Annotated in this window: 20 protein-coding genes; 11 read left to right on the forward strand and 9 right to left on the reverse strand. The window is 42.6% G+C overall.

Annotated features, from left to right (window positions below):
• Positions 1-2: 2 nt before the first annotated feature.
• Together leuD and OCV39_RS12605 are read left to right on the forward strand one after the other, a co-directional pair.
• Positions 3-605, forward strand: a complete 603-nt coding sequence (leuD, locus tag OCV39_RS12600) for a 3-isopropylmalate dehydratase small subunit (RefSeq protein WP_171756232.1) — start codon at positions 3-5, stop codon at positions 603-605.
• Positions 606-756: 151 nt separating this feature from the next.
• Positions 757-1536 (forward strand): DUF547 domain-containing protein, encoded by a 780-nt coding sequence (locus OCV39_RS12605; RefSeq protein ID WP_261888570.1) that lies wholly within the window; start codon positions 757-759, stop codon positions 1534-1536.
• 31 nt (positions 1537-1567) lie between these two features.
• Here the strand turns inward: OCV39_RS12605 and OCV39_RS12610 are convergent, their stop codons facing one another.
• Together OCV39_RS12610 and djlA are read right to left on the reverse strand one after the other, a co-directional pair.
• A complete protein-coding gene (locus tag OCV39_RS12610) occupies positions 1568-2104 on the reverse strand; it encodes a DUF924 family protein (RefSeq protein ID WP_261888571.1) in 537 nt (178 codons plus the stop codon).
• A gap of 13 nt (positions 2105-2117) precedes the next feature.
• Positions 2118-2963, reverse strand: coding sequence for a co-chaperone DjlA (gene djlA, locus OCV39_RS12615; RefSeq protein ID WP_017051145.1), 846 nt, complete (start codon positions 2961-2963; stop codon positions 2118-2120).
• Between the two features lie 152 nt (positions 2964-3115).
• On the opposite strand from djlA, the gene lptD reads away from it, so the two are divergent.
• The 6 genes from lptD to apaH all read left to right on the forward strand — a co-directional run bounded on the left by lptD (position 3116) and on the right by apaH (position 9902).
• Positions 3116-5458, forward strand: a complete 2343-nt coding sequence (gene lptD, locus OCV39_RS12620; RefSeq protein WP_261888572.1) for an LPS assembly protein LptD — start codon at positions 3116-3118, stop codon at positions 5456-5458.
• Between the two features lie 74 nt (positions 5459-5532).
• On the forward strand, positions 5533-6822 hold the full coding sequence (gene surA / locus OCV39_RS12625; protein WP_113799565.1) for a peptidylprolyl isomerase SurA: 1290 nt from the start codon (positions 5533-5535) through the stop codon (positions 6820-6822).
• Complete coding sequence (pdxA, locus tag OCV39_RS12630) at positions 6822-7814, forward strand: 4-hydroxythreonine-4-phosphate dehydrogenase PdxA (RefSeq protein WP_017051148.1); 993 nt, start codon at positions 6822-6824, stop codon at positions 7812-7814. Before surA ends, pdxA begins: the two co-directional genes overlap by 1 nt.
• On the forward strand, positions 7811-8626 hold the full coding sequence (gene rsmA / locus OCV39_RS12635) for a 16S rRNA (adenine(1518)-N(6)/adenine(1519)-N(6))-dimethyltransferase RsmA (protein WP_017051149.1): 816 nt from the start codon (positions 7811-7813) through the stop codon (positions 8624-8626). The genes pdxA and rsmA overlap by 4 nt, the downstream gene beginning before the upstream one ends.
• A gap of 71 nt (positions 8627-8697) precedes the next feature.
• Positions 8698-9078 carry a Co2+/Mg2+ efflux protein ApaG gene (gene apaG, locus OCV39_RS12640; protein ID WP_017051150.1) on the forward strand — a complete coding sequence of 127 codons (381 nt, stop codon included), beginning with the start codon at positions 8698-8700 and terminating at the stop codon, positions 9076-9078.
• 20 nt (positions 9079-9098) lie between these two features.
• Entirely contained in the window at positions 9099-9902 is an 804-nt protein-coding gene (gene apaH / locus OCV39_RS12645; protein ID WP_017051151.1) for a bis(5'-nucleosyl)-tetraphosphatase (symmetrical) ApaH, read from the forward strand.
• 69 nt (positions 9903-9971) lie between these two features.
• Here the strand turns inward: apaH and folA are convergent, their stop codons facing one another.
• From folA to rplU, 6 genes are all read right to left on the reverse strand, one after another.
• Positions 9972-10457, reverse strand: a complete 486-nt coding sequence (gene folA / locus OCV39_RS12650) for a type 3 dihydrofolate reductase (RefSeq protein ID WP_171756262.1) — start codon at positions 10455-10457, stop codon at positions 9972-9974.
• A 38-nt stretch (positions 10458-10495) separates the two neighbouring features.
• A complete protein-coding gene (locus OCV39_RS12655; protein ID WP_029203212.1) occupies positions 10496-10993 on the reverse strand; it encodes a threonine/serine exporter family protein in 498 nt (165 codons plus the stop codon).
• Positions 10975-11742 carry a threonine/serine exporter family protein gene (locus OCV39_RS12660; protein ID WP_171756237.1) on the reverse strand — a complete coding sequence of 256 codons (768 nt, stop codon included), beginning with the start codon at positions 11740-11742 and terminating at the stop codon, positions 10975-10977. The genes OCV39_RS12655 and OCV39_RS12660 overlap by 19 nt, the downstream gene beginning before the upstream one ends.
• A gap of 124 nt (positions 11743-11866) precedes the next feature.
• Positions 11867-13039 carry an Obg family GTPase CgtA gene (cgtA, locus tag OCV39_RS12665; RefSeq protein ID WP_017051155.1) on the reverse strand — a complete coding sequence of 391 codons (1173 nt, stop codon included), beginning with the start codon at positions 13037-13039 and terminating at the stop codon, positions 11867-11869.
• A gap of 231 nt (positions 13040-13270) precedes the next feature.
• Entirely contained in the window at positions 13271-13528 is a 258-nt protein-coding gene (gene rpmA, locus OCV39_RS12670) for a 50S ribosomal protein L27 (RefSeq protein WP_017051156.1), read from the reverse strand.
• 19 nt (positions 13529-13547) lie between these two features.
• Positions 13548-13859 (reverse strand): 50S ribosomal protein L21, encoded by a 312-nt coding sequence (rplU, locus tag OCV39_RS12675; RefSeq protein WP_017051157.1) that lies wholly within the window; start codon positions 13857-13859, stop codon positions 13548-13550.
• Positions 13860-14127: 268 nt separating this feature from the next.
• On the opposite strand from rplU, the gene ispB reads away from it, so the two are divergent.
• A complete protein-coding gene (ispB, locus tag OCV39_RS12680; protein WP_017051158.1) occupies positions 14128-15099 on the forward strand; it encodes an octaprenyl diphosphate synthase in 972 nt (323 codons plus the stop codon).
• A 184-nt stretch (positions 15100-15283) separates the two neighbouring features.
• Here ispB and mdh read toward each other — a convergent pair whose 3' ends face one another.
• Entirely contained in the window at positions 15284-16219 is a 936-nt protein-coding gene (mdh, locus tag OCV39_RS12685; RefSeq protein WP_171756238.1) for a malate dehydrogenase, read from the reverse strand.
• Positions 16220-16575: 356 nt separating this feature from the next.
• Here mdh and argR point away from each other — a divergent pair, with 356 nt between their 5' ends.
• Entirely contained in the window at positions 16576-17046 is a 471-nt protein-coding gene (gene argR / locus OCV39_RS12690; RefSeq protein ID WP_017051160.1) for a transcriptional regulator ArgR, read from the forward strand.
• A gap of 324 nt (positions 17047-17370) precedes the next feature.
• The gene (locus tag OCV39_RS12695) at positions 17371-18339 is read left to right on the forward strand and encodes a TAXI family TRAP transporter solute-binding subunit (RefSeq protein WP_261888573.1); all 969 of its coding nucleotides are present in this window, start codon (positions 17371-17373) and stop codon (positions 18337-18339) included.
• Positions 18340-18551: the final 212 nt, after the last annotated feature.

Consider the following 18551-nt stretch of genomic DNA (forward strand, 5'->3'; position numbering starts at 1 on the left):
CTATGTCAGGTTTTAAGCAACATACAGGTCTAGTCGTTCCTTTAGATACGGCAAACATTGATACGGATGCCATCATACCAAAGCAATTTTTACAAAAAGTAAATCGCATTGGTTTTGGTAAACACCTATTTCACGATTGGCGTTTTCTTGATGATGCAGGTGAACAACCTAATCCAGAGTTTGTGATGAATGCCCCTCGCTATCAAGGCGCTACGGTTCTGCTTGCTCGTGAAAACTTTGGTTGCGGCTCCTCGCGTGAACACGCACCTTGGGCACTCGCGGATTACGGCATCCAAGTGATGATCGCCCCAAGCTTTGCTGATATTTTTTACGGCAACTCCATCAATAACCAAATGGTACCCGTTCGCTTAACGGAATCTGAAGTCGATGAGATCTTCCAGTTTATCGAAGCAAACGAAGGGGCTAAAGTTACAATAGATTTGGAAGCCATGTTAGTCACAGCGAATGGTAAGCAATACTCTTTTGAGATTGATGAATTCCGTCGCCACTGCTTATTAAATGGGTTAGATAATATTGGTTTAACGCTGCAACACGCGGATAAGATTGCTCAATACGAAACCACTATTCCCAACTTTTTAAAATAGATAATTCAGTCATCGCTTTAAAGGTAAGAATAGCGATAAAGGTGAGTCATGTATGTGGCTCACCTTTTTCTTGTTTAACTTGAAATATAATACGAAGCGACAAGGTCTGATAAGTTAAGCTGTATCATTCAAATTTCTAGTGGAGCCTTCAATGAAATACATTTTATCCTTCCTCATCATTCTCTTCTCCACCTCTAGCCTTGCGGCGCCAAAATCTGACTTGTGGTCTTATTGGAATCAAAGTGACGAAACAAACACAGCCAAAATATCTCATCAATCTTGGCAGGAGATTTTAAATCAATATTTGAGCGTTGAAGGTGAAAACACCCTTTTTGCGTATGACAAAGTGACCAGAACCGATCAAAACAAACTCACGAATTATCTAAAGCAACTCGCGTCGCTGGATCCTCGCCACTATTCAAAAAACGAACAATATGCCTATTGGGTCAACTTCTATAACGCCCTAACCGTCAACATCATCATCGAAAATTACCCGATAGAGTCAATAACCAAGCTTGGTGGATTCTTCAGTTTTGGACCTTGGGGAGAGGACATCACGACGGTTGCAGGAAAAACGTTGACCTTAAATGATATTGAACACCGAATCTTGCGTCCAATATGGCAAGATCCACGTACCCATTATGCCGTTAATTGCGCCAGTTTAGGTTGTCCAAATTTACAAGCTACAGCATTCCGCGCAGACAATGCCGAACAACTGCTTGAGCTCGCAGCGACTCAATACATTAATAGTGACAAAGGTGTCTTGCGACAAGGTAAGAACTTACAGCTCTCTTCGATATATGACTGGTTCATTGAGGATTTTGGTTCAGAAGAGATGTTATTTCAGCACTTAGGTTCCTATCGAAATGATCTTGCCGATTTTAAAGGAAAGATCACTTACGACTACGATTGGAACCTAAATAAAAAGTAAGTACGAAAGAATGAGCGTACGACTGCAACCATTAAAAGCGAGAGTTCGGTTGGGTTAAAAACTCAACCTCTTCAGCCGTTGAAGGGCGACCTAAAACATCATTACGATGAGGGTAACGCCCAAAACGCTCAATAATCACTTTGTGTTTATGTTCAAATTCAACGTTCCCTTCAAGACCATTCGATTCAAACAGCGTCACCGCTTGTTGATGAATTTTTAATGATTCACTATGCATGAAAGGCATGTATAAAAAACTACGCTGAATCGCCGTCAGTTGTTGATCACAGCCTTGCGCAATCGCCTCTTGAGCTAATCCTAATGCAAGTGGGTCAGCAGAGAACGCTTGTGCAGTATCTCGATATACATTGCGCGAGAACTGATCAAGAACAATGATCTCTGCTAAACGCCCTTCCGCACTATCCCTCCAGTCAAACAACTCACTTTGAGCAGCTTGAATCAACAAACCCCCAAAGCGCTGCTGAATACAAGAATCCAGCTCATCACTACGACTGAACCAATCTGCGGGAGTCAACTCTTCAAACCAAAACGTCAGTACATCCTTATACATAGATAGCTCCTTGCTATTTAATACCTTTCACTTTTTTAATTAAGTCATAAGCATTTTGGATCTCTTGTGCTTTCTCTTTTGCAACATTCATCATTTCTGGTGGTAAGCCTTTCGCCATCAACTTGTCCGGATGATGTTCGTTCATCAATTTACGGTGAGCACGTTTAAGCTCTTTTGGCTCAGTATCTTCACTCACACCTAGTACATTATAGGCATCGGCCAATTGACTTGCTTGTGAGGCTTGTTGCCAATTACCTTGCTGGCCATGCCCTCCTTGTTGACCACCGCCCTGCTGAAAACGAAACGCGGCCTCTTGCATGTGCAAACGACGTTCTAGTTGCTCCGCAGAAAACCCAAGACCTTGCGCTATTTTATGTAAAACACTGCGCTCACTCGGATCAAGTTGACCATCTGCAAATGCGGCGGAGATTTGTAATTCTAAGAAGAACTGCATTAAATCAAAACGCCCTCCTGTCGAAACACGGACGCGTTGTAGCACTTCATCTAAAGGAAAATCTGACTCTTTACCATCACGAAATGCATCTTGCGCCGCTTTCCGTTGTTCGCCATGAAGATTCATGCGCTCCATCATGGTTGAAGCCAATTGGATCTCTTCACGTGTAACTTGGCCTTTTGCTTTTGCTACATGTCCCATCACCGAAAATGCGGCTTTAAAGAACTCGTTCTGACGTTCCACTTGGCTTGGCCCTGAACCAAAACCAGCAGTTCTAAAGCCGGCCTGATTTAAGCGACGAGCTTTGTCAAATTGATGACCTAGAAAAAGTCCGAACATGGCGCCCAACGGGCCACCAAATAAAAAACCAAAAAAGGCGCCAAGAATTTTGCCAAAAATCTGCATTATGTGTTCTCTATCTATGAATTTTTTAGGAGTAATGTGGTCTTATAGTGCTGGATGCATTTATTTCCTTTATCATAAGGGAGATAATTTTTTCTCATTTCGGTTGTATGTTAAACAACCGCTAAGTTAGTGACAAAGGATAGTTCAATTCAATGCAATGTTTTTCCCGCACCTTTTTAGCCGCTTCTATTAGCGCCGCTTTGTTAGTGCCAACCGCTCAGGCAGAAACTACCGCAACTGATAGTGTGCAGGAAATGCCCTCTACAGATCAATGTTTGATCGACTCTTCTGTCAATTCTAATGCGAATCAAGAGCCTATTGTTGTCACTGCCGATAGCTTAGAAGCGATTAATGGCGATAAAGCTTCATACTCTGGTGACGTCAAAATCACTCAAGGCCAGAAGGTTATTTCTGCCGATAAAATCACGCTGCATCAACAAGATAACATTGCAATAGCTGAAGGTAACGTGCATTTTACTGATGGGCAATTTGAAGCTAATTCGACCCGCGTAACTAGCGATTTAGCCAGCAATGAGTTTGAATTAGAAAATACTCAATATAACTTTGTTTGCCAACAAGGTCGTGGGGATGCCGTATATATCTCAAAAACAGGTAAAGCGGTTTACCAATTGCAAGATGGTTCTATCACCTCATGTCCCGATGGTGACAATTCGTGGCGCATGGTCGCATCTGAAATCAAAGTCGATCAAAACGAAGAGAGCGCCACATTCTATCACCCAAGATTTGAAGTGCTCGATGTCCCTATTTTCTATGCCCCTTATATAACGGTACCAATCGGTAATACAAGAAAGACGGGCTTCTTATTCCCAAGCATCGCTTATGGTTCTAGTGATGGTTTTGAATTTGAGATGCCATTTTACTGGAATATTGCTCCGGATTATGATGCCACCATTACCACGCTTTATATGCAAGAGCGTGGAACAAAGTTTGATGCTGACTTCCGCTACCTAACCGATGGATTTGGTGAAGGTGAGATTAAAACCGAATATTTAGGTTCAGATAGAAAATATACCGACCCAGGTGAGCGTTGGGCTTTTCAATATAAACACGACGGTATCATCAATAGCAACTGGAGGGTCATGGCAGATTACTCTCAAGTCAGTGATAACGATTATTTCCGTGATTTAGACTCTGATATTGGTAAGCGTGAAGATGGTCAACTAATGCAAGAAGGCGCGGTATTTTATCGCTCACAATTTTGGGATATGTCACTGCAAGTTCGTGACTTCCAAGTCTTAGTTGACGATAGTTCACCCTACCGACTACTTCCGCAGGTTGGCTTCAATTATTACACACCTCTTTGGGGGAACTACGTTAACTTTGATCTAAAGAGTCAAGTTAGCCGCTTTGATACTAATGACAAAGCCAAGCCATCAGCTACTCGTGCTCATATAGAGCCCGGAATTACCATTCCCCTATCAAATACATGGGCGAGTTGGACAACCGAAGCTCGAGTCTTAGCAACCTACTATCAGCAAGATCTAGATAGCATCACACAAGATACCAACAATCTAAAAAATAGCTTAGATGAGAGAGTTTCTCGCGTTATTCCAGAGTTTCGAACTCATGCCGGAATTTATCTAGAGCGTGAAACTCAAATATTTGATGGCTATGTACAAAGTTTAGAGCCACAAGTTCAATACTTATATGTACCAGATGAAGATCAAACCAATATTTATAACTACGATACAACTCTGCTACAAACCGACTATTACGGACTGTTCCGCAGTCGTAAATACAGCAGTATTGATAAAGTCGCACCAGCAAACCAAATCAGCTATGGCGCAAGTACTCGCTTTTTTGATGAGAGCTACAAAGAGCGTCTGAACATCTCATTTGGTCAGATTTACTACATCGATAAGACCACTAAAATCGCGTCGAATGAAGAGTCATCATCCAACTATTCATCATGGGCAATTGAAACCGATTTTAACTATGATGACTTCCTATTTTATCATGGTGGCATGCAGTACGACATTGACTTAGGTTCAATGCAACTGGCTAACAGCACCTTTGAATACCAATTTAAAAAGGGCTTTATCCAGACAAACTATCGCTACGTCACCAAAGAGTACATTGAAGATACCATTGAGTTTACTGACCTAAACAAAGTGACAAAAGATGGTATATCTCAAGCTGGGATCTTAGGCGCTTACAATATTGATTCTAAATGGACGATTAGCGGCCAGTATTACCATGATCTGACTGAAGATGTCGAACTTGAGTGGCTAGCCAATTTGCGTTACCGCTCTGATTGTTGGTATATCGCCTTCACTTACTCAAATCAGATTCGAGGCTGGAATAAAGCAGTCATTGGCTCTGAAGGCTCAAAACCTGATTATGAAAACAACATTGGCATCAACTTTGGTATTGAAGGTTTTGCAACCAACAGCTCAGCCCGAACTGAATTAAGAGATATTGATACTTCAGATAATGCGATCACTTACGGTAGACCTTTTTATCTAAACAATTAATGCTCTAAGTATTAACTAAATTACTATTTTGGCTTACTTCTAATGAGGTAAGCCCCAACAAAATGAGACTTTGAATGAAATCGTGGAAATGTACTCTATTGAGTCTATTGGCAACTCTTAATATGGCACAAGCGAATGCTGCCCCTGTCGAGCTTGATAAAGTGGCGGTTATTGTCAATGAAAGTGTCGTATTGCAGAGCGATATTGATGCATCACTGAAGACACTGCGTGCCAATGCGAAGAAAAACAACCAAACGTTACCAAGCGAAGCTGTATTACGTGAACAGGTTATTGAGAAACTCATTCTCGATACGATTCAAACCCAAGAAGCCGATCGTATTGGGGTTCGTATTGATGATAACCGTCTGAACGAAGCGATTGCTGAAATTGCAAAAGAGAATAACCAAACCATTGAACAACTCAGCGCTTCTATTGCGGCTGAAGGGTTGAGCTACCCTGCGTTTCGCGAGCAAGTTCGTAAAGAAATCGCAGCCAGTGAAGCGCGTAATGCACTGGTTCGCCGCCGCATTAACATTCTTCCAGCGGAAGTGGATAACCTTGCGAATATCCTAGCTCAAGAAACGAATGCAACCGTACAATACAAAATTGGCCATATTCAGCTACGATTTAATGACCAGCAAGAGAAGTCAGAGATCGAAGAACAAGCGAATCAACTTGCAGAAAAACTCGCGAATGGCGCAGATTTCAGCACAATGGCTTACACCTACTCTAAAGGCCCAAAAGCGCTACAAGGCGGTGATTGGGGTTGGATGCGTAAAGAAGAGATGCCAACGATCTTTGCCGATCAAATTAAACTGCAAAATAAAGGCAGCATCATCGGTCCATTTAGAAGTGGTGTCGGCTTCCATATCCTAAAAATTGAAGACATTAAAGGGCTAGAGACTGTTGCCGTTACGGAAGTGAATGCTCGTCATATATTGATTAAGCCGACCTTAATCCTTAGCGATGAAGGTGTTAAGAAAGAGCTATTAAACATCACGCAACGTATCAATTCTGGAGAAGCTACATTTGCGGATCTTGCTCAACAATATAGCCAAGACCCTGGTTCTGCTGCTCAAAATGGTGAGCTGGGATACCAAACGCCAGATCTTTATGTTCCAGAATTCAAACATCAAATAGAAACATTGCCAGTCAACAAAATCAGCGAACCATTTAAAACGGTTCATGGATGGCATATTGTGGAAGTTCTTGATCGCAGAGAAGTAGACAAAACCGATTCAGCATTGAAAAACAAAGCATACCGCATCCTTTTCAATCGCAAATTTAACGAAGAAGCAGGGGCATGGATGCAAGAAATTCGTGCGAGTGCATTTGTTGAAATGGCTGAAGCTAAGGAGCAATAATGGCAATTACTCGACGCATAGTCGTAACCGCTGGTGAACCAGCAGGTATAGGACCAGATCTCGTACTTGCATTGTCACGAGAATCTTGGACTCATCAAATTGTCGTATGTGCTGATAAAAACTTATTAAATCAAAGAGCTCGTGAGCTAAATATTGATGTTGAACTCATCGATTATGACTCAACGTTAGCCGCTCAGCCACAAAAAGCAGGCTCTTTGATTGTTGATCATCTACCCTTGGCGGCACCTGTCGTCGCCGGAGCTTTAGATGAAGCGAATGGACATTACGTATTAAATACATTAGAAAGAGCCGCGACAGGCTGTATGAATGATGAATTTGATGCTATTGTCACCGGCCCTGTTCACAAGGGAGTAATTAACCGAGCTGGCGTTGCTTTTAGCGGCCATACTGAGTTTTTTGCTGAAAAGTCCAATACACCACTAGTAGTGATGATGTTGGCAACCGAAGGGTTACGAGTTGCTCTGGTTACAACTCATATCCCACTCGCTTACGTCTCGAAAGCGGTCACGGAAGAACGTCTTGAGAAAATCATCAAGATTTTGCATCAAGATTTAGTCGAGAAGTTTGCTATAGAGAACCCATCAATCTACGTCTGTGGCTTAAACCCGCATGCAGGAGAAGATGGCTGTTTAGGACGTGAAGAGATCGAAACGATCACTCCAACGCTAGATAAAATTCGACAACAAGATGGTATAAATTTGATTGGTCCATTGCCAGCAGACACCATCTTTAATGACAAGTATTTGCAAGATGCAGATGCTGTTTTAGGAATGTATCACGATCAAGTACTGCCTGTATTGAAATACAAAGGCTTTGGTCGCTCAGTAAACATTACTCTTGGACTGCCTTTTATCAGAACATCGGTAGACCACGGTACTGCTTTAGATTTGGCTGGGACAGGCCAAGCGGATACAGGGAGCTTTAGAACAGCGCTCACGCACGCGATTGAATTAGTAGAGAATAAACAATGAGAAATGATGTCCACTTAGGACACAAAGCGCGTAAACGTTTTGGTCAAAACTTCCTTCATGATCCTTATATCATTGACGGTATCGTATCAGCTATCAACCCACTTCCAGGTCAAAACCTAGTGGAAATTGGTCCTGGACTTGGTGCCATCACTGAGCCTGTTGGTCGTGAAGTTGATAAATTTACAGTTATCGAGCTTGACCGAGACCTCGCAGAACGCCTTCGCAACCACCCTGAATTGGCAGATAAACTGACCATTCATGAAGGTGATGCTATGCGTTTCGATTTTGAACAGTTAGTGAAACCAAATAACAAACTGCGTATTTTTGGTAACTTGCCATACAACATTTCAACGCCTCTAATGTTCCATCTCTTTGAGTTTCATAAAGATATTCAAGATATGCACTTCATGCTACAAAAAGAAGTGGTGAACCGTTTAGCGGCAGGCCCTGGCAGTAAAGCTTATGGTCGTTTAACCGTAATGGCACAATACTTTTGTAAAGTGGTTCCGGTTCTGGAAGTGCCGCCAACGGCATTCATCCCACCACCAAAAGTGGATTCAGCTGTCGTGCGCTTAATGCCATACGAAGTGTTACCTTACCCTGCGAAGAACCTAAAATGGTTAGATCGCGTATGTCGCGAAGGTTTCAACCAGCGTCGTAAAACGGTTCGTAATTGCTACAAAACACTTCTTAGTACAGAAATTTTGGAAGAGTTGGGCGTTAACCCTAGCATGCGTCCAGAGAATTTAACGCTAAAACAGTTTGTTGATATGGCAAACTGGCTTGAAGATAATCACGCCGTTTCAAATTAAAATAAAGGGTTCTAAATTAGATTTAGAACCCTTTTTCTATCGGCTAGCAATCCCCTTTATAGGAGAATGACATGGACGTATCCATCCCTTGTATAAAGTGCCAAGTTCAAACCAGATACATTGAAGAGCAATCTCAGCCAGAACAGAAACGCTACGTATTTGCTTATTTAATGACTATCCGAAACCTCAGCACTCAAACAGTTCAACTTATTAGCCGTCAGTGGCTGATCACCGATGCCAATGGAAAGCAGCTTGTGATTGAAGGGGATGGTGTGGTTGGCCAACAACCATTTATTGATGCAAACGACGAGTATAGCTATAGCAGCGGAACGGCAATTGAAACCCCTGTTGGAGTCATGCAAGGAAAATACATCATGCGTGATGAGCACGGGCAAGAGTTTGCTGCTGAAATTGATCCATTCCGCTTAGCGATTCCCAACATCCTAAATTAACGCCAGATAGAGAGCCATTTATGTCCACATATGTCGTTGGAGATATACAGGGTTGCTACGATGAATTACGTCAGCTTTTAGATACGGTCTCTTTTGACACGAATCAAGATACGCTTTGGCTTGCGGGTGACCTTGTGGCTCGTGGTCCAAAATCACTTGAAACATTGCGATTCGTAAAATCACTAGGTAGCGCAGCCAAAGTGGTGCTTGGTAATCATGATCTCCACCTTCTCGCAATCTCAATTGGTATACATCCGATCAAGGAAAAAGATAGAACAGCCGATATTTTTGATGCCCCTGATAAAGATGAGCTCTTCCATTGGCTACGTAAACAGCCTCTTTTAGCTGAACATGATGAATTTGTTATGTGCCATGCTGGCGTCTCACCACAATGGAATTTGGAACAGGCAAGAGCAGCAGCCAAAGAGATTGAAGAGGTATTGTCTAGTGCCCAGTGGCGTTGGTTACTCACGAATATGTACGATAACAAACCCGATTTGTGGGATGACAACCTGGCAGGAATAGAGCGTTACCGTTACATTATTAACGCTTATACCAGAATGCGTTTCTGCTTTAATGACATGCGTTTAGATATGGAGTGTAAACTCCCCCCTAATGAACTCAATGACGACAAGCTTATGCCTTGGTTCAAACTTCCACAACGAGTCGCCTTTGAAAAGCCTATTCTGTTTGGTCACTGGGCTGCACTTGAGGGATACTCTGGGGAGGATGTCATCGGGTTAGATACAGGCTGTGTTTGGGGTGGTCACTTAACTATGATCAGATGGGAAGATAAACAATTTTTTACTCAGCCAGCACTATAACTTCGCCGTGAATATAGCGTCCTAAAGATGATAATGATGCCCTGTAGACTCACAGGGCATAAAAAGCGATTAACCACGCTCTAGCGTAACAAATCTCATGTCATAAGCATTTTTATCGTCAGCTGCATAGCTTTCTGAGTATGACTCAATCCAACCCCGTCCCCATTCAGGAAATTGAGTATCACCACCTTCAATATCGGTATCGATAAATGTTAGATATAATTTATCTGCCTGATTGAGGTAAGTTTCATAGATGGAGCCACCACCAATAACCATTAGCTCTGCACAATCACCGGCCGCTTCTTTCGCCGCTTCCATAGATGTCACGGTCACAACACCATCAATCTTTAAGTCAGGATCTCGGCTGATCACAATATTTTTACGGCCTGGCAAAGGGCGACCAATAGAATCATAGGTTTTTCGCCCCATCACAATAGGCTTACCTAAAGTACTGCGTTTGAACCAAGCAAAATCAGCAGGCAAGTGCCATGGCATCTGATTATCTTTTCCAATAACACGTTCATTAGCCATAGCGGCAATCATACTGATGATCATCATAATCCTATTTTAGTGAGTTCATGGTTAGCGATAGGCTACACAATGGGTCTGCGACGATAGAATAGCAACCCTGGTACCGCTAATCCAATCGCAAGACCTGCGATAATGAACATCGCCTTCAAAAAGTTTTCCATTAAAGTGGCGACGAGTTCTGGGGTGTACCCCATATGATTAATTTCAACCATAGCAATCATCGCTTTAAATGCGAAGACTCCTGGAACCATAGGAATCAAAGCCGCAACGGTAAACACCTTAGGATGAGCTAAAAATTTGTGCGACCAATGGACACCTACCATGCCGACAATGGTGGCTGCGAAAAAGGTGGCCCACTCAATAGGAATACCGAACTGCATCATTAAATAGCGACTTCCGTGACCAATAGAGCCACCAAGCGCACAGTAAATTAATGCTTTCTGCGGCACATTAAACACCAGTGCAAAGCCAACGGCAGGAATAGCGGCAAAAAACATATCGTTCAGCAGTCCGAGAAGTAAATCCATCAATTGATAATCCATTATCCAACCCACCCCCATACTCCGGTTAAACTCATTGCTGCAACAATGCCTAAACTTGTGGCTAAGGTTAATAAGCTCGCCATAACAAATCGTGCAATGCCCATATTAATATGCCCTTTAAGCATATCGGCAACGGCATTAATCAGCGGAAAACCGGGAACAAGCATTAATACAGAAGAAGCCATGACAATCTCAGGCAAATTACCAATGTTATACAACACCGCTTGGGCTGAAATAGCACTGGTCACAAAAGCCGTCGCGGCAAAGTTCATTAGAGGGTTAAAGTGTCGATGCCCGATCTCTTGACGAACAATCATTCCAGAGGAAGAAGCAAGAAATGTCATCGCAAAAACAGACCAGTCACCACCGGCCAAATGACTAAATGAAGCGCAAGATAAACCAATCATGAATACGACAAGCCAGCGGTTATAACGCTCGGGACTTATCTCATTTAGTTTTTGCTGAGCAAGGGAGTAATCTACAATGCCTTTTTCAAGCATAATGCAGATCCTTTGGATCTGAGTGACCGCTCGCATGTTGATCCCACGATCAGGACAACTTCGGGTTGTTGTGATGCAGTGATCATCCATCATAGTTGTTACCACAAGTGAGTTAGCGGAAAGCGCGACTTCCACTTCATCCATTCCACTTGCGAGTCCAATTCGACGCATAATGTCACCAACTAATGCGCTTTCAGCTCCGTGAGCCAACAACATTTGCCCTGCTTGAGCAATCAATCGCGACGTTGCTCTCTGTTTTGATGCCATGAATCCTTCCATTTGGCCAATTATTCAATAAGAGCAGTAGTCTGCATGAAAAATAGCTTACGGGATATGATATAGATACAAAAAAACCGCAATTCACATTGCGGTTTTAGTCAACTAGCTGAAGTTAGTCACGAACGTAGACAACATGGCCGTCATCTTCTTCGTCATCCCAATCTTCATCATCCCAGTCATCTTCCGTTACGACGTCTTTACCGCTCATCGCATCTTTATGGTAATCATCCCACATGAAGTCAACTTTTTCGTCTTCACTTAGCACTAATGCTTCTTTAGGTAGATTTTCCATGAAGGTAGACAACTTGAAGCACAACTCTTTAGTGCCTTGCTTGTTTACTGCTGAAATCTTGAAGTACTCATCTTCCCAACCAAGAGCATCAAGAACACTTTGAATGATCTTGTCAGCTTCTTCTTCAGGCATTAAGTCAACTTTGTTGAACACTAACCAGCGAGGTTTTTCTGCCACTTTTTCACTGTATTGCTCTAACTCATCAATGATCGTCAGTGCATTCTGAATAGGATCTGATTGATCAATTGGCATGATGTCGATCATGTGCAGAAGAACGCGGCAACGTTCAAGGTGCTTCAAGAAACGAATACCCAAACCGGCACCGTCAGCAGCGCCTTCAATTAGACCCGGGATATCGGCAACAACAAAGCTACGCTCAGGAACGACACTCACCACACCCAAGCTTGGAATTAACGTAGTAAATGGGTAATCGGCAACTTTTGGTTTCGCTGCTGATACAGAACGAATAAAGGTTGATTTACCTGCGTTAGGCAAACCTAGCATACCAACATCAGCCAGTAGCAATAGCTCTAACCGCAGTTCGCGAACTTCACCTTTAGTACCTAAAGTCTTCTGACGAGGAGCTCGGTTCACTGACGACTTAAAGCGAGTGTTACCTAAGCCGTGCCAGCCGCCTTTAGCAACCATGATTTTTTTGCCGTGTTCAGCAACTTCACCCACCACTTCATTGGTGTGGATATCAACAGCACGAGTACCAACAGGTACGCGTAATACTTTGTCTTTACCACGCTTACCAGTACAGTTACCGCCGCTACCATTAGTGCCACGCTCAGCCTTATGGAAACGTTCGAAACGGTAGTCAACAAGAGTATTTAGGTTCTCGTCAGCTTGGATATAAACATCGCCGCCATCACCGCCATCGCCGCCATCAGGGCCGCCTTTAGCAACAAATTTTTCACGCCAAAAACTAACAACGCCGCTACCGCCGTCGCCCGCTTCTACTTTTACTGTCGATTCATCAACAAATTTCATCTTTTACTCCGCATTTTGTGCGTTGCAATATCACCCAACTAAGCATGATATAAATTCTAGCAGATCCGAGAATCAATAGATCGATCACCTCAAAACTATTGTTCACCTGCGAAAGGAACAAAAAGGAAGATAAGCTCATTATTATGAACAGTGATCTTACTTTTTGTTCTCTCTATAAATAAAAAACCCCGCCTAAAGGCAGGGCTTTTGAATTCAGCTTGAAACTAAGAATTACTCAGAATCGATGCTTACGAATTTACGGTTTTTAGGACCTTTAACTTCAAATTTCACTTTACCTTCAGTAAGAGCGAAAAGAGTATGGTCTTTACCGATGCCAACGTTTGTGCCAGCGTGGAACTTAGTACCACGTTGACGAACGATGATGTTACCTGCAAGAACAGATTCACCACCAAAACGCTTAACACCAAGACGTTTGCTTTCTGAATCGCGGCCGTTATTAGTAGAACCGCCAGCTTTTTTGTGTGCCATTGTAGAACTCTCCTAATACTTAAGCGTTGATGCCAGTGATTTTCACTTCAGTGAACCACTGACGGTGGCCTTGCTGCTTACGAGAGTGCTTACGACGACGGAACTTAACGATTTTAACTTTATCGCCACGACCGTGTTGTACTACTTCAGCAGTAATTTTACCGCCCTCTACTAGAGGTGCGCCAACTGAGATTTCTTCACCGTTTGCAATTAGTAGAACTTTATCAAATTCAACTGTTGCGCCAGTTTCAACGTCTAATTTCTCTAAACGAAGGGTTTGACCTTCGCTTACTCGGTGTTGTTTACCACCAGATTGGAAAACAGCGTACATATTTTACTCCGCTTTTTCCGCACAGCCTATGGTTGTTATTTGAACAACTCGGGTGTGCGCTAAACTAATCAATAGGGCGCAGATTCTACGTGAACCATACGTCTATGACAAGCCATATTTTAAAATAATTGGCGAAAAGCTAATCGCCAAAGAAAAGTGCGGCAATCATGCCCTTTAGTGATGTATTAATCAACGTTTTTTAGTGTACTATTCGTAAATTAAATAGAACAAATAAACCTTACAGGGTCTAACCTCAGCCGGGTATATAATGGATTTTAAAGCTATCCAAACGCTTACTGCCGATGATATGGCAAAAGTGAATGAAACAATTCAAGCTCAACTCAATTCTGATGTAAGTTTAATCAACCAATTAGGCTTTTATATTGTGAGTGGCGGTGGCAAACGCCTACGCCCACTGCTTGCGATACTATCGGCAAAAGCCTTGGGATATCAGGGAGAAGCGCACACGACAGCGGCCGCATTTATTGAATTCATCCATACAGCAACCTTGCTGCATGACGATGTTGTTGATGAGTCAGACATGCGACGTGGCAAAGCAACCGCTAATGCCGCCTTTGGTAATGCTGCTAGTGTTTTAGTCGGTGACTTCATCTATACCCGTTCATTCCAGATGATGACAGGGCTAGGATCACTAAAGATCCTTGGACTCATGAGTGAAGCGGTGAATGTCATTGCGGAAGGGGAAGTTCTGCAATTAATGAACTGTAACGATCCCAATACCACTGAAGAGAGTTACATGCAGGTTATCTACTCTAAAACCGCGCGCCTCTTTGAAGCCGCGACTCAGATTGGGGCCATTTTGACTGATTCTTCTACTGAAATTGAAGTCGCCTTGCAAAACTACGGTAAATACCTAGGCACTGCATTCCAACTGATTGACGATGTGATGGATTACACCTCTGATGGCGAAGATATGGGAAAAAATGTGGGGGATGACCTTGCAGAAGGCAAACCTACTCTTCCTTTGCTTTACGCAATGCGCCACGGAAACCCAGAGCAAGCTGAAATGATTAAAGAAGCTATCGAGCAATCCAATGGCATAGATAAGCTAGATGCAATTCTAGAAACAATGAAGCAAACCGGCGCTTTGGAATACACCACTGATAAAGCACATGAAGAAGCAGACAAAGCGATTCTTGAACTCTCGATTCTACCTGAGTCTGAATATAAGCAGGCGTTAATTACCCTTGCTCATTTAGCCGTGAATCGAACCAAGTAAGTTCAGTTAAGAGGCGTAACCAAACGCTCCTTTGTCATTCGAAATACAAAAAAGCCTATATGACCTCTCACCAGTGAGGTCATATAGGCTTTTTTATTTTTAGCGTACACAAAATAAAAAAGCCGACCATAGGCCGACTTCAATTCAATAACTGCCTTCCAATATAGAAAGCTATCTTTTAGTGCTATTTAGCGAATTCAACACCCGTCGTAATGTCACCATTTAACGTTTCTAGCATGCCGTCTAGTGCTGCTTTTTCAAACTCACTCAGCTCACCGTAGCTTAAGATTGCTTCTGCACCCTCTTTACCTAGCTTAACGGGCTGTGCGAAGAATGGAGCATGTTCGCCTTCACCTTCAACATAAGCGCACTCGATGACATTCTCTTCACCTTGCAAGCCTTTGACAAGAGCAAGACCAAAACGACAAGCCGCTTGTCCCATTGAAAGTGTCGCACTACCACCGCCCGCTTTAGCTTCCACAACTTCAGTACCCGCATTCTGGATACGTTTTGTCAGTGCAGCCACTTCTTCATCGCTAAATTCCACACCTTCTACTTGAGAAAGAAGAGGAAGGATCGTTACGCCAGAGTGGCCACCGATAACAGGAACACGAACATCGCCTGGATCTTTATCTTTCAGTGCTGCAACAAAAGTTTCTGAACGGATCACATCAAGAGTCGTGATACCAAATAAACGGCGCTTATCATAAACACCCGCTTTTTTAAGCACTTCAGCGGCAATAGGCACCGTAGTGTTTACAGGGTTTGTGATGATACCAACACAAGCTTTTGGACAAACTTGTGCAATTTTTTCAGTCAGAGACTTAACGATACCGGCATTGACATTAAAAAGATCCGCACGATCCATCCCAGGTTTACGAGCGATACCAGCAGAGATCAATACAACATCAGCCCCTTCAAGAGCAGGAGTTGGATCTTCGCCAGCATAACCTTTGATCGATACAGGAGTTGGAATATGACTAAGATCAGCAGCAACACCAGGTGTAACCGGAGCGATATCGTAAAGGGCTAGATCTGAACCAGCAGGAAGACGGTTCTTAAGTAGTAGGGCTAGAGCTTGACCGATGCCACCAGCGGCACCAATAACAGCAACTTTCATTATAGTTCTCCTTGAGAATGGATCTCTTATAAATATATTTGTAGGTTTTTTGTATATTGGATGAATAGAAAATTATAGTAATCACATACTGATTACAATCAATTAACTTCAGCTTTGCGACCTCGCTCAAACCAATATATAGGCAATAAAAACGTGCTACACAGAAGAACGGGATTATGAACTTAAATTAATAATCTCACAACGGAATACCACCGAACGGAAAGAAGCATTTTATAAAGGTTTTACAGTGATATTAATAACAGATTTCAGGGATAGTTTGGTTAATCCCTCATATCTATGTCAGAATGCGCGGCTGTGGATATATGTGTTTTCTCAGCGGGATATAAGACAGAACTATGCGCAATACAGAAAAACAAGATAACTTAGTTCGAGCTTTCAAAGCCTTACTAAAAGAAGAGAAATTTGGCTCACAAGGTGAGATCGTAGACGCTCTAAAACATGAAGGTTTTGAGAGTATCAACCAATCGAAAGTATCTCGGATGCTTACCAAGTTTGGAGCAGTTCGTACACGCAATGCCAAAATGGAAATGGTGTACTGCTTACCTGCTGAGTTGGGTGTCCCTACGGTATCAAGCTCCTTACGTGAACTTGTTCTCGATATTGATCATAACAATGCGATTGTTGTTATTCATACTGGGCCTGGTGCAGCTCAACTTATCGCACGCTTACTTGATTCTTTAGGTAAGTCAGAAGGCATTTTAGGTGTAGTAGCTGGAGATGATACTATTTTCATTACTCCAACTCTCAACGTTACCACTGAGCAATTATTCGACTCAGTATGCGATCTGTTTGATTACGCAGGCTAACTATTTGATTCTTATATAGGTCACTGTGAGACTCTTTCGCTGTGACCTAGCTCACATCTTACGTTATTCATCTCCTAGTCTCATGCTAAATTCAAGTTATTGATTTTCATCGAATTTCAACATCGCATTTCTGCTATTTTCTTGTTATACACTTAGACTATTTAGCTATAACTTTTAACATTCTTGTAATTATCTACCAATTTTTTGCTATTATTCAGCCTCTTTTTCAACCGATGGATTGAAAAAGGTGCCGTTTTTAGATAGGAAACTCCAGAAGCAGCTACACTTGTTTCAGGACTAACAATGAATAAGGAAGGAAAATTCATGGCATTTAACAAACTTGTTAAAGTCAGCGCTATTGCAGCTGCAGTAATTGGTGCTGGTGCAGTTAACGCACAAGAGTTCATCACAATTGGTACAGGTTCAGTAACTGGTGTTTACTACCCTACTGGCGGTGCTATTTGTAAATTAGTGAACAAAGGTCGTAAAGAGCACAACATTCGTTGTTCAGTAGAATCTACTGGTGGCTCAATTTACAACGTTAACACTATGCGTGCGGGTGAGCTTGATTTTGGTGTTGTTCAGTCTGACTGGCAGTTCCACGGCTACAACGGTACAAGTAAATTTGCAGAACAAGGTCCGTACAAAAAACTGCGTGCAATGTTCTCTCTTCACACAGAACCATTCAACATCATTGCTCGTTCAGATGCTGGTATCGAAGGCGTTGCTGATCTAAAAGGCAAGCGTGTAAACATCGGTAACCCAGGTTCTGGTGATCGCGCAACAATGGGCGTTGTCATGGATGCGATGGGCTGGACAAACGACAGCTTCAAACTAGCGTCTGAACTTAAAGGTTCTGAGCGTTCACAAGCTTTATGTGATAATAAAATTGACGCATTCATCTACATGGTTGGCCACCCGAACGGATCAATCAAAGAAGCAACAACATCTTGTGATGCGAAGCTAGTTCCAGCTACGGGTCCTCAAATTGACAAGATTGTTGCTGACAACCCTTACTACGCCTACAGCAATGTACCTGCAGGTATGTATCGCGGTACAGAAGGTGACGTAAACAGTTTTGGTGTTGCCGCTACGATGGTAACAACGACGGACGTTCCTGATGAAGTTGCTTACAATGTTGCAAAAGCAGTATTTGAAAACTTTAGCACTTTCAAACGCCTTCACCCTGCGTTTGCAAACCTGAAGAAAGAAGATATGGTTAAAGCGGGTCTATCTATCCCTCTTCACCCAGGTGCCGTTAAATACTACAAAGAAGTCGGTCTTTTGAAATAATTGTTTCAAACTATTGTCTAATATAAGGAGGCTCCAGCCTCCTTATTTGTTTACTCCGCATGATGAATGCTGAGATGTTTTTGCCAATTCAATCCCAATTACTATAACGGCAAAACATAACCACTTTTGGTTTTCTAAATTTGAAAAACCAACCTTCGTAATAACCCAAGACAAGTCGATACTCAGAGCAAGTTTTCATCTATTTACTACAC

This window comes from Vibrio cortegadensis, from assembly GCF_024347395.1.
GTDB classification, from domain to species: domain Bacteria; phylum Pseudomonadota; class Gammaproteobacteria; order Enterobacterales; family Vibrionaceae; genus Vibrio; species Vibrio cortegadensis.

Bases quoted from the DNA above. Each gene is read 5' to 3' on its own strand.
- OCV39_RS12605 (WP_261888570.1), top strand. From the start codon at position 757: ATGAAATACATTTTATCCTTCCTCATCATTCTCTTCTCCACCTCTAGC.
- pdxA (WP_017051148.1), top strand. From the start codon at position 6,822: ATGGCAATTACTCGACGCATAGTCGTAACCGCTGGTGAACCAGCAGGT.
- OCV39_RS12655 (WP_029203212.1), bottom strand. From the start codon at position 10,993: ATGGGGGTGGGTTGGATAATGGATTATCAATTGATGGATTTACTTCTC.
- apaH (WP_017051151.1), top strand. From the start codon at position 9,099: ATGTCCACATATGTCGTTGGAGATATACAGGGTTGCTACGATGAATTA.
- rplU (WP_017051157.1), bottom strand. From the start codon at position 13,859: ATGTACGCTGTTTTCCAATCTGGTGGTAAACAACACCGAGTAAGCGAA.
- mdh (WP_171756238.1), bottom strand. From the start codon at position 16,219: ATGAAAGTTGCTGTTATTGGTGCCGCTGGTGGCATCGGTCAAGCTCTA.
- OCV39_RS12695 (WP_261888573.1), top strand. From the start codon at position 17,371: ATGGCATTTAACAAACTTGTTAAAGTCAGCGCTATTGCAGCTGCAGTA.
- OCV39_RS12660 (WP_171756237.1), bottom strand. From the start codon at position 11,742: ATGGCATCAAAACAGAGAGCAACGTCGCGATTGATTGCTCAAGCAGGG.
- cgtA (WP_017051155.1), bottom strand. From the start codon at position 13,039: ATGAAATTTGTTGATGAATCGACAGTAAAAGTAGAAGCGGGCGACGGC.
- OCV39_RS12610 (WP_261888571.1), bottom strand. From the start codon at position 2,104: ATGTATAAGGATGTACTGACGTTTTGGTTTGAAGAGTTGACTCCCGCA.
- rpmA (WP_017051156.1), bottom strand. From the start codon at position 13,528: ATGGCACACAAAAAAGCTGGCGGTTCTACTAATAACGGCCGCGATTCA.
- apaG (WP_017051150.1), top strand. From the start codon at position 8,698: ATGGACGTATCCATCCCTTGTATAAAGTGCCAAGTTCAAACCAGATAC.
- folA (WP_171756262.1), bottom strand. From the start codon at position 10,457: ATGATCATCAGTATGATTGCCGCTATGGCTAATGAACGTGTTATTGGA.
- argR (WP_017051160.1), top strand. From the start codon at position 16,576: ATGCGCAATACAGAAAAACAAGATAACTTAGTTCGAGCTTTCAAAGCC.
- ispB (WP_017051158.1), top strand. From the start codon at position 14,128: ATGGATTTTAAAGCTATCCAAACGCTTACTGCCGATGATATGGCAAAA.
- leuD (WP_171756232.1), top strand. From the start codon at position 3: ATGTCAGGTTTTAAGCAACATACAGGTCTAGTCGTTCCTTTAGATACG.
- djlA (WP_017051145.1), bottom strand. From the start codon at position 2,963: ATGCAGATTTTTGGCAAAATTCTTGGCGCCTTTTTTGGTTTTTTATTT.
- surA (WP_113799565.1), top strand. From the start codon at position 5,533: ATGAAATCGTGGAAATGTACTCTATTGAGTCTATTGGCAACTCTTAAT.
- lptD (WP_261888572.1), top strand. From the start codon at position 3,116: ATGCAATGTTTTTCCCGCACCTTTTTAGCCGCTTCTATTAGCGCCGCT.
- rsmA (WP_017051149.1), top strand. From the start codon at position 7,811: ATGAGAAATGATGTCCACTTAGGACACAAAGCGCGTAAACGTTTTGGT.